Raw genomic sequence first — 14,383 nt, forward strand, 5'->3', positions numbered from 1 at the left:
TCCTGGCTCAGCATGGTCTGTGTCCTCCAATGTGGGGAGCGCTGCCCGGCTTGTGCTGCAAGGCTTCAGCGATGCATTCATTCTTGGCGACGTGAAGGCGTCGCACAACCTTCCCAAAAGCCAAAGAGGTTGCCGATCGTCTCAGACGCGCAGCGAGATTGAACGCTGAAAGGGCGTATTCCAAAGATGGTCGTCCACACCCAAATGAGAATCATTGCTAATATGAGGGCGAAGAATAGGCAGGCAAATTCCAGCGCTGATATCTGCGAGGATGGAACGGAATGACGGCAACGAATCTGAACTGGCTAGACCTCTGTGATGAGCACGGCAGAGTGGTCCGAGAGTTAGGGCGTGCGCAGCGGCGCGCATCGGCCGTCATCGTCGAGCAGGCCAGGAAGATCGCAGCGCTGGAGGCGCAGGCGATGCAATTGCGGGCCGCAGTGATGATCCGCGAAACCGCGCTCGCCTGGGCCAAAGAAGAATTGACGGAAGTGAAGACGGCAATTGCAGGGCTGCCAAAGCGTCTCGCGCTGGCGCAGCAGGTGCGAGAGCTTGAGGCCAGAATTCATGCGCTGATGCGAGGCGAGGCCAGCACGGCGCCGCGATCGCGCCGCGAGACGGCGGTAAAGCCAAAGCGCGAAGCTGCCGCGCTACCGGCTGACCGCAGAAAAGTCGTGATCTGGATTGGTCAGGATCGCCAACAAACCGCGAAAGCCGAACTCGCGCTTGCTGAGACCGGCGTGCGACTCGTGCGCACGAATGCCGCCGACGCGGAGCAGCTCAGGCAAGGCCTGGCGGACGCCGATCTCGTCATCTGCCAGGCTGGCTGCGTGAGTCACGGCGACTGGTGGCGCGTCAGGGATTATTGTTCCCGTACCGGCAAGCAATGCGTGCTCGTCGAGCAACCCGACGCGCTCGATCGGGTCATTGCATCCCGCGCACCCGTGGCTTCAGGCGATTAAACGCCCAAACCCGGCAACGCCACCCCGAAGGTTTCCAGCAGCAAGACGCCGTTCAGCAGAAGGATCAGGCAGGCAGCGGCAATCGCTGCCGCGTCGGTGAGCGGGCCGTTGGCAAATTCCCCCATGAGGTCGCGCCGCCGCGTGAAGTGCACGAGGGCGAGCATTGGCACGGGCAGCGCAAACGACAGCACCACCTGGCTGACGATCAGCGCCTGCGTGGCGTTCACGCCAAGCGCGACGACCACGAACGCGGGCGCCATCGTGACGAGTCGGCGCAACCAGACCGGAATCCGGAAGCCGACAAAGCCTTGCATGATCATCTGTCCCGCCATCGTACCCACCACCGAACTGGACACGCCGGAGCAGAGCAGCGAAACCAGAAAGAGGCTGGCCGCGCCCGCGCCCAGCAGCGGCGTCAACGTCTGATATGCCGTGCTGATTTCGGTGATGTCCTTGTGGTCCGCATGAAAGGCGGCGCTCGCCATGATGACCATCGCCATGTTGACGAGCCCGGCGATCGAGAGCGCGACGATCACCTCCAGATTCGAGAAGCAGATCAGCATGCGCCGCTCGCTGGCCGTGTTGCTTGCGATGCGGCTTTGCGCGAGTCCCGAATGCAGATAGATTGCGTGCGGCATCACGGTCGCGCCGACGATGCCCGCTGCAAGCATCAACGCACCGCCGCCCGGCATCGACGGCACGATCGCATTACGCGCCACTTCGGACCACGCAACCGGCGCGATCAGCATCTCGGCGAGGTAACACAGGCCAATCACGCCGACCAGCGCGCCGATCACGATCTCCATCGGGCGGAAGCCGTTTTTTTCGAACAGCAGGATGGCATAGGTGACGATCGCCGTGATTCCCATGCCTGCAATCAAGGGCATTTTGCAGAGCAACGCAAGCGCAATGGCGCCGCCGAGAAATTCGGCGAGATCGGTGGCCATCGCCGCCACTTCGCTGACCGCCCACATCGCGTACACCACCGGAGGCGAAAACTGCTCGCGGCAGAGTTCCGCGAGATTGCGGCCAGTGACGATCCCCAGCCTGGCCGAGAGCGCCTGAAGCAGCATCGCCACGAGATTGGCCGCGAGCACGACCCACAGCAGCGAGTAGCCGAAACCTGCGCCCGCCTGGATGTTGGTCGCGAAGTTGCCCGGGTCCATATAGGCGATCGAGGCGATCACGGCGGGGCCCGCGAACAGCAGTAGCGAACGCGGTCCGCGCGGGCCGCCCGCAAGCACTTCGCGGATCGCAGTTGTCGCGCGGCCGGTGAGCGTGCCTCTGTCTGTCACCGTGTTCATCGAAACCTCCCGCGCGACGCCGGGCGTCAGGCGATGGAAATGTGCTTCGTTATGCAGATCATCGAGATCGTGCGGACGATCCGGCGGCGATTATGCGCGTGCGGCTGCGTAGCGTCGGGCGACTTCCTGCCAGTCGACGACGTTGTAGAACGCGCCAATATATTCGGGGCGGCGGTTCTGGTACTTCAGGTAGTACGCGTGCTCCCACACATCGAGCCCGAGTATCGGCGTATTGCCCGACATCAGCCCGGCCATCAGCGGACTATCCTGGTTGCCGGTGCTTTCCACCACGAGCTTGCCCTGCGCGTTGACGCTCAGCCACGCCCAGCCGCTGCCAAAGCGCGTGAGCGCGGCTTTGGTGAAGGCGTCCTTGAACGCGTCGAAGCCGCCCAGATCGGCGTCGATTGCGGCTCGCAGCGCGCCGTCCGGCTCGCCGCCGCCGTGCGGTGACATGACCTTCCAGAACAGGCTGTGATTGGCATGGCCGCCGCCGTTGTTACGCACGGCGAGGCGCAGCGCTTCGGGCAGCGACTCGATGCGCGCGATCAGCGTCTCGACCGGCAGGTCCTGAAACTCCGTGCCTTCCAGCGCGGCGTTGAGATTGTTGACGTAAGTCTGATGATGCTTCGAGTGATGGATCTCCATCGTGCGGGTATCGATATGCGGTTCGAGCGCATCGACCGCGTACGGCAGTTCGGGCAAAACGTAGGGCATCGGGTGACTCCTTGCAGGCTGGCCGTGTTGCCAGCGGGTTGGTCGGCAGGTGGATCAGTGCCGCGTGGGACGGTCGACGTTGAGCGCCAGACAGCCCATGCGCATGACACGGGTAATGAGGGGATGCGGCCCGTGAGCGGCCACATGCGAAATCAGGGCGAGATGCGAGACGCGGCTGTGCTGCAACGCGGCCTCGCGCAGCGACGACGGCCGGTCGGCGTCGAGCAGGAGCGCGATCAGCGATTCATGTGCGCGGCAGAGGTAACCGGCGGCGGTGTCGGTATCGCCGTGTTCCAGGTGCAGATCGGCGAGGTTGTGGCAGGAGACGACCAGCGCGGCCACGCAATCCTGTGCGCGCCCGGCGGGCGGGGCGACGAGCAACTGGCGCGCGATCGACAGCGCCTGTTCGTAAGCAGCAAGCGCCGCTGCGCCCGTGCCGCTTTCGTGCGACGCGGCCAGCGCCTGGCGTGTCACGGCTTCCCACTGGGACAAGCTCGGATCTCTGGCCGGCGAAGCGCCGGCAGCGAGCGTGGCAAGGTGATGCATGGTCGAGCCTCCTGGTCGCGCCCGGGACGGAAAAGGGGTTTCCGAATCACTGGGCTTTGTAAATGATAACCATTACCATTTAGAATTGCCAGAATAACCAGGGTGGCAGGCGGGGCAAAGCGCCAGGGCCGGGCAAGTGTCGACATCGCTTCGCGCTGAGGACTGCTCAACGCCGCAGCCGCCATCGCCTGTTGCCGCCTTTGCAAAGGCACGGCGACACCGACGCAGCATCCGCGACACACCGCGCGGCGAGTACGACAACACAGATTTCCAACCAGAATCGCGGGGAACCGGCTGCTTGCGCACCAGGTCCGCGCACGGCCGTTTGCTGCGATCGACGCATGTTGATCCAGGAGGCAGAACGATGCGTGTGCAGGACCCGAAACAGGCAGATCGATATCGAACGAGCAGGGCAGCCGCCGTATTGGCGCTGCTGGGTGCGCTGGTTTTGCCGGGCTGCGCGCCCGGCGTAAAGAGCGGCGCGCCGGATGCGCCCGACGTAGCCGCCACGCGCGCCGCGGACATCGACGCCATCGCCGCGACGCCGCTGCGCGCCACCATTCGCCGCACGGCCTATGGCGTGCCGCATATCGAGGCCGCCAACTGGAGCGGTCTGGGTTACGGCTACGGCTACGCGCAGGCGAGCGACGATCTTTGCACGCTCGCGGACGGCTTCGTGACCTGGCGCGGCGAGCGCTCGCGTTACTTCGGTCCGGCCGAACACACGCCGACTTACTCGACCATCGGCCGTCCCGAGAACCTGGACGCGGACTTCTACTATCGCTTCCTCGTCGACGATGCGGCGCTCGCGCGCTATGAATTGCAGCAATCCGGCGAGATCCAGGCGCTTGCCCACGGCTTCGCGGCGGGCTACGACCGCTATGTGAAGGAAATCCAGGCGGGTGGCCACGCGGGGGCGCACGCGGCCTGCCGCGCCGCGCCGTGGGTGAAACCCATCGATGCGCGCGACGTCTACCGGCGCATGCTCGCCGCCATGTATGCGGGCGGTTACGCGCGTTTTGTCCACGCGATCGCCCACGCCCAGCCGCCCGTGCCGGCGCAGGTCTCTGCCCAGCCGCAGGCGCTTCAGGAGGCCCACGTGCCGTATCTGCAGGCGGGCGGCGCGGCGGGCATCGGCAGCAATGCGATTGCCTTCGGCAGCGACGCCACCGGCACGCCGAGCGGTCTGCTGTTCGGCAATCCTCACTGGTTCTGGCGCGGTCCCGACCGCTTTTACCAGGCGCAACTGACGATTCCCGGCAAGCTCGACGTGAGCGGCGCGGCCTTTCTCGGTGCGCCGGTCGTGATGATCGGCTTCAATCGCGATGTGGCGTGGAGCCTGACGGTCTCGTCGGCGCGGCGCTTCGGCCTGTTCCGGCTGGCGCTCGCGCCCGGTCGCCCGGATGCGTATCTGATCGACGGCAAGCCCGAGCCAATGCGCGCCGAGCGCATCAGCGTCGAAACCCGCAACGCCGACGGCACGACTGGCACCGTCACGCGCACGCTATACCGCACGCGCTTTGGGCCGCTGGTCGACCTGTCGGGCCTCTCGCCGGCGCTGGCGGCGAATGCGCAGACGGCCTTCGCGATCCGCGACATCAACGCCGACAACACCCGGACGTTCGACACCTTCCTGCGCTGGGACCGCGCGGATTCGCTCGAACACTTCATGCGGATCACGCGCGACGATGCGTCGATGCCCTGGGTCAACACGCTCGCGGTCGGGCGCAACGACGCGCGCGCCTGGTATGCGGATATCGGCGCGATCCCGGACGTGCCCGAGGCGCTGTCGGCGCACTGCACGATCGAACCGATCGCGCGGGCACTCGCCGCGAAGGCGCGCGGCGTGCCGGTGCTGGACGGCTCGCGCGCGGCCTGCAACTGGGCCGATGCGCCTATTGCGCGGCAGCCCGGCGCGTTGCCGCCCGCAGCCATGCCCGGCCTCGTGCGCCGCGACTACGTGGCGAACATGAACAACAGCTACGTGTTCGCCAATCCGGCCGCGCCGCTTGGCGGCTATGGCGCGATCTTCGACAGCCAGGAAGGCTTGTCGTTGCGCGCGCAACTGGGCTTGCAGATGATCCGCGCGCGCCTGGAAGGCCAGGACGGTTTCGCGGGACGGCGCGCGGACAGCGCGAGCGTGCGGGCAATGACGCTCGATAGCCGCGCGCTTTCGGCGGAGCGCTTCAAGGCAGATGTGCTGGCGGCTGCCTGTACGGGTGACGCGACCTCGCCTTCGCCTTCGTCTTCGTCAGCGGAAACGGAAACGCTTGCCGCCGCCTGCAATGCGCTGCGCCGCTGGGACAACACCGGCAACGCCGACGCGCGTGGCGCGAATCTCTGGGACGCGTTCTGGACGCATCTGCAGGCCGCCAGGACGGGCTGGGCGTACACGGTGCCGGCAAACGCCGCCGATCCGCTCAACACGCCGCGCGGCCTGACCCTCGACGCCGCCTTCGCGCGGACAACCCTGATCGCCGCCGCCGACGATCTGCGCCGCGCGCACCTTGCGCCGGACAGCCCGCGCGGCGCGGCGCTCTACGCCACGCGCGCAGGCGTGCGCGTGCCGCTGTTCGGCGGTTGCACGGGGCAGGGCTATTTCACGGCGGCGTGCTCGCAGACACATGTGGACGAGCCGGATGGCCTTGCGCTGGACGGCAACCCGAACGGCAACAGCTATATGCAGGTGGTGAGCTTCGACGCCGATGGGCCGCAGGCCTGGACCTTCCTCACGACCTCGCTGTCCGACGATCCCGCATCGCCGCACGCGGGCGACTACACGCAGCGCTATGCAACGAAGTCATGGGTGAAGATGCCGTACACGCGCGCGCAGATCGAGGCCGACCCGGCGCTGGACGTCACCGTGCTGGACAGCGGCCACTGAGCCTGCGCTGGTGAAAGACGGCCGCGCCGGAAGAGGGCGCGGCCATTGACGGGCGATTTACGTGATTTTCTTTACGTCGCCAATAGCGCGGCTATCAGGCGATTTACGCGCGCAATCTAGTTGGCATTCCAAAGTATTGATAAAAAATCCGTTCAAGCGATGTCACAAGTCAGGTACGTGTCGATGCATGCATTGCGCATCATCGGAGATCGCGTACAGAGCGCCGCGCGGGACCTTAATCGAAATTCGTGACGGCAACCAGCAATTCCCTATGGATCGTAGTTTTAAATCTGCTTACGGCGCTTTGGATAATCTTTTTTACAAATTCCTCAAGTCATTGTCCGAACGGGGAATTCACCGACTGGATCCGTCCGCATCAGGCGAGCAGGTCGGTCTGACGGGTTGACAGCATGCCCTGCAAATACTAAGTTTTAAAAAGAAATAAGAATGATTCGTGTTTACGTTAGTATTTGTAAGTGATCCCGGGGCGAGAACCCGGGACCCGAATCTCAGGCATCGCCGGCGTTGCAGGACGCAGCGCGACATCATCCGAACCAACCGCAATCGCACAACAGGAGAGCCGTCATGAGCTGGGGCGACGACAACACGCATTTCCACGTCGTGGTGAATCACGAAGAGCAGTACTCGATCTGGCCGGACTACAAGGCGATTCCGGCGGGCTGGCGCGAAGCGGGCAAGTCGGGCAACAAGGCCGATTGCCTGGCCTGGATCGACGAAGTCTGGACCGACATGCGCCCGCTGAGCCTGCGCCGCGCGATGGAGCAGGCCGAGTCCGCGCAAGGCGGCAACGCGGCCTGACGCGATGCCGTTGAACGCCACCGCGGCGCAGAGCGTCACGCCGCCGCTTGAAATGCCGCTTGAGTTGCCGATCGAGCTTATCTGCCTGCCGCACGCGGGCGGCGCTGCGGCTTCGTACCGTCGCTGGCAGGCCGCGCTGCCGCGCGGCGTGCGCGTGTTCGCGCCGGATTACGCGGGCCACGGCCTGCGCCGTGCGCAGCCGCCGCATCGCGCCTGGACGCCGTTGATCGACGCGCTGGCCGATGAAGTCGTCGCACGCGTGCCCCGGCACGCGCCGTTTGCCGTGTTCGGTCACAGCATGGGCGCGCTGGCGGGCTACGAGCTGTGTCACGCGCTGCGCGAGCGCGACGGGCGCGAGCCGGTTTGGTTCGGCGCTTCGGCGTCGGTGGCGCCCGAGCGCCGCACGCTCGAAACGCACTGGCTCGACTGCCCGCGCGAGACGATGGCCGCGAAGCTCGCGGCACTGGGCGGCACGCCCGCCGAACTGCTCGCCGACGCCGATTTCCTCGACCTGGTGCTGCCGGTGCTGCGCGCCGACTTTCACCTCTGCGGCGTTTATCTCTCGCATCTGCGGGCCGAGTGGACGCGTGCGCCGCGCGCGCCGCTTGCCTGCGCGCTGGAGGTTTTCACCGGCCGCGAGGATGCCGCGACCGCGCATAGCGCCGATGTCACCGCCTGGCGCGATTGCGCGCAGGGCCCGTTCGCGCAGCATGCTTTCGACGGCGGCCACTTCTATCTCGACACGCACGCGGCGCCGCTGCTGCGCCACATCGGCGCGGCGCTGGCGTCGTGCGCGTCCCATCCCCTTGCGCAAGGTCTCGTCACATGAACGCTGCCGTCATCGACAACGCCGCATCGGCCACGCTCGCGCAGGAGATCATCGAGCACTACGGCACCCGCGTGCTGTGCGTGAGCCCGCGTGCGAATGCCGACACGAATCTCGACGCGCACTGGCCCGAGGTCGCCGCGCTGCTCGGCCGTGCGCGCCACGTGCAGGGCGGCGTGCTGCTGCGCGGCTTCGAAGCGCCGGGCGCGGACGGTTTCGGCCAGGTTGCCGCGCGTCTGGGTGAGCCCTTGCTCGACTACGAGTTTGGCTCCACGCCGCGCAAGCGCATCGAAAAGCGCGTGTATTCCTCGACTGAATATCCGGCCGATCAATGGATCGATCAGCATAACGAACAGTCGTACACCACGCATTGGCCCTCGACGATCTGGTTCTATTGCGAGATCGCGGCGCAGCAGGGCGGCGCCACGCCCATCGCCGATAGCCGCCTCGTGCATGCGCGACTCGATCCCGCGCTGCGCCGCCGTTTTGCGGAACAGGGCGTGATGTACGTGCGCAATTACGGCAATGGCCTGGATCTGCCGTGGCAGCAGGTGTTTGGCACCGAAGACCGCGCCGAAGTCGAGCGCTATTGCGCGACGCATCGCATCGGCTGGGAATGGCTCGACGACGGCGAGGCGCTGCGCACGCGCCAGGTGTGTCAGTCCGAGTTGCGCCATCCCGTGACCGGCGAGACCGTCTGGTTCAACCAGGCGCATCTGTTCCATGTCACCAATCTGCCCGATGCCGTGCGCGAGGCGCTGCTCGACGTGGTCGACGAAGACCGCCTGCCGCGTCAGACCCTGTTCGGCGACGGCAGCCCGATTCCCGACGCGATGCTCGACGAGATCCGCGCGGTTTATCGCGAGAGCCTGCTTGCGTTCGACTGGCGCGCTGCCGATCTGCTGATGCTCGACAACCTGCTGATGTCGCACGGCCGCGCGCCGTTTGCCGGACCGCGCCGCGTGCTGGTCGCGATGAGCGGGCCGCCCGCCTGACGCACGCATTTTCGCTGGCGGCGCGCGCCGCAGCGATCCACCCTGGCTTTGCAGCCCCAGCCGTCATTCCCCTCGCCTCCAGAAGGACTCCTGACGATGTCGCAACCCTCTATCTCGCCCAGCGCGGCGCTCTTCGACTTTACGCCGTTCGAAGGTCAGAGCGACGAGCATGTCGCGCTCATCAAGCGCTTTGCCGCCGCGCTGCCGTTTCGCAGCGCAGTCGTCGACGAACTGGTGCTCGACGGCCAGTTCCACCGCCGCCCGCTGCGTCCCGAGGACTTCGAGTTTCTCAAGTTCCGCAAGCCGGTGCGCACGCACAACGTGAGCCGTCTGCCGTCGCTGGCTTCGAACCGCACGCTGTTGTCGATCTACGAACTGGATATCGCGCGCCCGCCGCTGCAGACCGGCGACGCGCAGTCGGACGACCGCAGCCGGCACTTCGGCGCCTATCACGCCGATGAAGTGCGCGTGCTGGGCGCGCAGATCGCGCCGTTTCTCGAAGGCTACGCGTTCGACTACCTGAGCCGCGACACCGACAGCGCCACGCAGGGCGACGCCGCCGCGGCGCGCCTGACGCGTCTGATCGGCGATGAACTCGCGTTCTGGGAGGACAATTTCGCGCGTCTGGTGCGCAACGATTACCTCGCCGACGGCCTGCGCTTTATCGCCGTGCAGCGCTGGGCGCTGCTGCCGTCGAAGCGTCACGCACTGGCGCGCGCGGCGGCGAGCGGCTTTTTCGACGTGCTGCCCGCTGCGTTGCACCCGACGCTGGCGCTCGATCACGCGAGCGAAAACCTGCTCGAACGCGTCGCCGAAGCCGCGCAGATCACGCGCGAGCAACACTCGTACTGGCAGTTCTATCTGCCGACGAGCCTCGCCAAATGCAATCTGCTGTATGCGCTCGGACGCCGTCCGGATCGCGCCTTCGGCCTGATCGGCGCAGCCTTTGCGGCGCAAGCGGAGCAGCTTGCGTTCGTGGCGGCGCTCACGCGTGCATGCGCCCATCTCACACGCGGCGGCGCGGCGCCCGATGCGGGCGCGGACCGTCAACGCGAACTGGCGCGCCGCTTTGCGGACACGCTGCGCGAACTCGAAACCCACTACGGCGTGGCCGCGCGCGAGCAGTGCATGCAAGGCTTCGCCGCCGCCGAGCGCCTGTGCGAACGCGCTCGCTGGGACCTGGGCGAACAGTTGCGCTGGCTGTCGGCGATCGAGCGCTTCTGCGAATTCGCCCGCCGCATCAGCACGCGCATTTACGCCGAATTTCCCGACATCGACCGCGAAACGTTTGTGGAACCGCATGAGATGTGCTCGACCACGCACGTCCACAACGATCACCGTCTCGTGACGATCGAAGCGGGCGAAATGCTGTTTTGGGGCAACGTCGGCATGCAGTTGAAGATGAACGAGGGCGACATGGTGCTGATCCCCGATGGCCGCCTGCATGGCTCGACCGTCGTGTCGGGCGAGTGCACCTATCACCAGCCGATCATTCCCGATCCGTGGGTTGAAGCGCTGATGGCCGAACTGGACGCGCCCGTCGCGGCGTAACACGTCTGGCACCGCTGAATACGCACTAGAAACACAACAAGCCTTACCCGGCCAGCCCGCCGCGCGCGGCGGGCGCCGTCAGATCACCAGACGCTCATCCGAAGCGCGACGACTTCTCCCCACGAAAAATCCGCATGAACGCGCGGCCGCGAACGGCGCGCATGGCGGGTGCGTTTGCGAACGAACGCACCTCATCGACGAATGCAAGGGAGCATGATGGAATCGAATCAAACGCAGGGCGCATCGCACGAAAGCGCGGCACTGGACGACGCACAACGCGCGGCTCAAGCCGAACTTGCCACGCGCGCGAGCGCCTGCAATGCCGCCGACTGGACCAGCCGCGTGATCCAGGGCGAGCGCATCGGCGCGGAAATCGCGCTGCCCGCATGGCTCGACGCGTCGTATCAGACGCTGCGCTCGCAGGTGATGGACCCAGCATATCCGTGCTTCTTCGGCACCGTGGCCGAGCGTCGCGGCGAAATGTTCTATGCGTTCGTGGAAGGCAAGGGACCCGGCGACATGGCCGCGTCGATGGAAACGTTTGCGCGTCTGGCTGCGCTGCCCGAGTACCGGAAGAACAATATCGCGGTGTTCTTCGAGCCCGACGAAGAGCCGCTGCGTCACGAAGACTATCAGCGTCACTTCTGGCGCATCCTGCAGCAACTGCACGACGCCGATCCGAATCCCGCCGCCGACGCTTACCCCGATCCTTCCGATGAAGCCTGGGAGTTCGCGTTCGCGGGCATCGAAATGTTCGTGGTGTGCGCGCTGCCGTCGTTCGCCACGCGCCACAGCCGCAATCTGGGCCCAGGCATGGTGCTGTTGTTCCAGCCGCGCGCGGTGTTCGTCGACACCATCACTAACAAGGTGATCGGCCGCGAAGCGCGTAACCAGGTGCGCCAGCGCCTGCTCAAATGGGACGAGGTCGAGCCGCACCCGGATCTGGGCTTCTACGGCGATCCCGGCAACCTTGAATGGAAGCAGTATTTTCTCGGCGATAACAACGCGCGCGCGGGCGACGTCTGCCCATTCCTGAGCCGCAAATCGCGACTCGCCCGCGAAGCGCTGTCGGCTCAGGCCGCCGCTGACGCCATGCCCGCCGATATCGTTTCTCGACTCGTCGATCATGCACGCGGCCGCCCGCACGCGATTGCCGTGCGTTTTCTCGTCGATGGCGCGAGCGAAGAGCAGGCGCTGAGCTACGCGCAATTGCTCGAACACGTGCAGCGCGCCGCTGCGGCCCTGCGCGAACACGCGCAGCCGGGCGAGCGCGTGATGCTGATGCTGCCAAGCGGCATCGATTACGTGGTGAGCTTTTTTGCCTGCCTCTATGCAGGCCTCGTCGCCGTGCCGGCGTATGCGCCGCACGCGCAGAACGCGCAGCATCTCGACCGTCTGCGCGCGATGCACGCTGATTGCACGCCGCGTATCGCCGTGGTGGTCGGGGCGCAGCACGAGGCGTGGCGCGCACTGGTTGAGGGCGCAACCCGTCAAGCCGATTGCGTGACGCTCGCGCCCGAGACGCTGCAACGCGCCGCGCCGCTCGTGTTTGAAGCGCCGGATATCGACGCGCTGGCCTTCCTGCAATACACATCCGGCTCGACCTCGGAGCCCAAGGGCGTGATGGTGAGCCATGCGAACATCGCCGCGAACGAGCACGCGATTCACGCGGCCATGTCGATCGACGCCACGCGCGATGTGATGCTGAGCTGGTTGCCGCTCTATCACGACATGGGTCTGATTGGCGGCATGATGCTGCCGCTGTACTTCGGTTTCGAACTCGTGCTGCTCGATCCGCAGCATTTCCTCGAACAGCCCGCGCGCTGGCTGCGCGCCATCTCGCGCTACCGCGCGACCGTGAGCGGCGGCCCGAACTTCGCGTATCAGCTTTGCGCCGAGCGCGTGCGCGATTCGCAACTCAAGGCGCTGGCCGAGCTGGATCTGTCCTGCTGGCGCGTGGCCTTTTGCGGCGCGGAGCCGATCCGCGCGACAACGCTCGACGCCTTCGCGCAGCGCGCCGCCCACGCGGGCTTCGACGCGCGCGCACTGTACCCGTGCTATGGCCTGGCCGAAGCCACTTTGCTGGCGAGCGGCGTGACGGCGGGCGAGGGCGCGCGCGCGCCAGGCTTCGACACCGCCGCGCTCGCGCGTGGCGAAGGCGCGCTGGCGAGTGACGCCGAAACGGCGAGTGACGCCGCGACGGCGAGCGCCATCGTCGATTGCGGCCGCATCGCGCCGCAGCATCAAGTGCGCATCGCGGATGCTGCCACACAGGCGCCGCTCGCCGATGGCCGCATCGGGGAAATCTGGCTGGCCGGGCCGAGCATCGCGCAAGGCTACTGGAACAAGTCGGAAGCGAGCGACGCGACCTTCGTGCAGGACGAATCCGGCACGACGAATACGCGCTGGCTGCGCACAGGCGACCTTGGTTTTGTCGATAACGGGCGGCTCTACGTGACGGGCCGCGTGAAAGACCTCATCATCCTGCGCGGACGCAACGTCTATCCGCAGGACATCGAACGATCGCTCGCGAATGTCGATGGTCTGCGCAACGGCCGCATCGCCGCTTTCGCCGTGCGCGATGCGCAAGGCGACGAAGCCGTGGGCGTGGCCGCCGAACTGGCGCGCTCGGCGCAGCGCGATGGCGCGGCGCAAGCAGTCATCGACGCGATCCGCGCAGCCGTGGCGGCGACGCTCGGCGAGCCGGTGGGCGCGGTGCTGCTGCCGGAAGCGGGCGCGCTGCCGCGCACGTCGAGCGGCAAGCTGCGCCGCGCCGCGTGTGCGCAAGGTTTCGCGGACGGCTCGCTGGCGGCCGTCGCGCGCTATGTGCAGGGCGAATCCGCCATCGATAACCCGGCTGAACCGCTGGCGGCCGATGCCTCGCTCGAAGCGCAGATCGCCGCGCTGTGGCACGCGCTTCCGGCGCTCGAACGCGCCGCGCGCGACGACGACTTCTTCCTGAGCGGCGGCCAGTCGCTCGTCGCGGGTCAACTGGTGGCGAGCCTGAATGCGCGCTTCGGCACGGAATTGCCGCTGCGCTTCGTGTTCGAGCATCCGACCATTGCGGCGCAGGCTGCCGCGCTTGCCGATATCGCGACGCCTGAGCGGGCCGCGCAAGCGCCTGCAAAGCCCCAGGCCGAAGCGAATGTTGAAGCCGAAGCCCCGCTCAGCCTCGGCCAGGAAAGCCTCTATCTGCTCTGGAAGCTCGACCCGCGCGACACCGCCAACGCGATTTCGGCGAGCGTGCGTATTGCGGGCAAGCTCGACGCGGCGGCCTTCGAGGCTGCGCTCGGCGACGTCGTGCGCCGTCACGCGATCCTGCGCACGCGCTTCACGGAAACGCAGGGCGTGCCGCGCCAGATCGTCGATGACACGCGCGGCGCGCAATGGCGCAGCGAAAACTTCGCGCATTTCGACGGCGGCGTGCGCGATGCGCGCCTCTACAGCTTCCTCGACGAGCTGGCCGAACAGCCGTTCGACCTCGCGCACGACACGCTGCTGCGCGTAACGCTCTGCCGTGTCGCCGACGAAGAGCATGTGGTGCATCTGCACGTGCATCACATCGTCGCCGATGCGCACGCACTCGCCGTGCTGCTCGACGAATGGTGCGCGGCTTACGATGCGCGCATCGACGGCGTGTCGAGCTTGCCCGCGTCGTTCGAAACCGCGCCGCTGCAATACGCGCAGCACGCGCGCGCCGAACGCGATCCGGCCCACGCGGCCGCGCTCGAAGCGCATCTCGGCTGGTGGCGCGCGCAGCTTGCCGCGCCCGCTGCCGAACT

10 protein-coding genes are annotated in these 14,383 nt (G+C 66.5%); 7 read left to right on the top strand and 3 right to left on the bottom strand.

The genetic code is table 11. The features are described 5' to 3' along the window. Positions 1–281: 281 nt before the first annotated feature. Positions 282–962 carry a DUF2325 domain-containing protein gene (locus tag F3J17_RS13335; RefSeq protein ID WP_167058747.1) on the top strand — a complete coding sequence of 227 codons (681 nt, stop codon included), beginning with the start codon at positions 282–284 and terminating at the stop codon, positions 960–962. Here F3J17_RS13335 and F3J17_RS13340 read toward each other — a convergent pair. The 3 genes from F3J17_RS13340 to F3J17_RS13350 all read right to left on the bottom strand — a co-directional run bounded on the left by F3J17_RS13340 (position 959) and on the right by F3J17_RS13350 (position 3,526). Further along, the gene (locus tag F3J17_RS13340) at positions 959–2,266 is read right to left on the bottom strand and encodes an Nramp family divalent metal transporter (RefSeq protein WP_167058750.1); all 1,308 of its coding nucleotides are present in this window, start codon (positions 2,264–2,266) and stop codon (positions 959–961) included. The genes F3J17_RS13335 and F3J17_RS13340 overlap by 4 nt on opposite strands. A gap of 90 nt (positions 2,267–2,356) precedes the next feature. After that, complete coding sequence (locus F3J17_RS13345) at positions 2,357–2,980, bottom strand: superoxide dismutase (protein WP_167058753.1); 624 nt, start codon at positions 2,978–2,980, stop codon at positions 2,357–2,359. Between the two features lie 54 nt (positions 2,981–3,034). Continuing rightward, on the bottom strand, positions 3,035–3,526 hold the full coding sequence (locus F3J17_RS13350; RefSeq protein ID WP_167058756.1) for a DUF2753 family protein: 492 nt from the start codon (positions 3,524–3,526) through the stop codon (positions 3,035–3,037). 364 nt (positions 3,527–3,890) lie between these two features. Between F3J17_RS13350 and F3J17_RS13355 the strand changes: the two genes are divergently transcribed. The 6 genes from F3J17_RS13355 to F3J17_RS13380 all read left to right on the top strand — a co-directional run. Further along, positions 3,891–6,410 (top strand): penicillin acylase family protein, encoded by a 2,520-nt coding sequence (locus F3J17_RS13355; protein WP_167058759.1) that lies wholly within the window; start codon positions 3,891–3,893, stop codon positions 6,408–6,410. A gap of 585 nt (positions 6,411–6,995) precedes the next feature. After that, a complete protein-coding gene (locus tag F3J17_RS13360) occupies positions 6,996–7,229 on the top strand; it encodes an MbtH family protein (RefSeq protein ID WP_167058762.1) in 234 nt (77 codons plus the stop codon). Positions 7,230–7,239: 10 nt separating this feature from the next. After that, entirely contained in the window at positions 7,240–8,058 is an 819-nt protein-coding gene (locus tag F3J17_RS13365; RefSeq protein WP_240160947.1) for an alpha/beta fold hydrolase, read from the top strand. Beyond that, the gene (locus F3J17_RS13370; protein ID WP_167058765.1) at positions 8,055–9,050 is read left to right on the top strand and encodes a TauD/TfdA family dioxygenase; all 996 of its coding nucleotides are present in this window, start codon (positions 8,055–8,057) and stop codon (positions 9,048–9,050) included. Before F3J17_RS13365 ends, F3J17_RS13370 begins: the two co-directional genes overlap by 4 nt. Positions 9,051–9,146: 96 nt before the next feature. Beyond that, complete coding sequence (locus F3J17_RS13375; protein ID WP_167058768.1) at positions 9,147–10,601, top strand: peptide synthetase; 1,455 nt, start codon at positions 9,147–9,149, stop codon at positions 10,599–10,601. 213 nt (positions 10,602–10,814) lie between these two features. After that, a partial coding sequence (locus F3J17_RS13380) for a YqcI/YcgG family protein (protein ID WP_167058771.1) occupies positions 10,815–14,383 on the top strand: 3,569 nt, incomplete at its 3' end.

The organism is Burkholderia sp. Ax-1719, from assembly GCF_011753055.1.
In the GTDB taxonomy this organism is placed as follows: domain Bacteria; phylum Pseudomonadota; class Gammaproteobacteria; order Burkholderiales; family Burkholderiaceae; genus Paraburkholderia.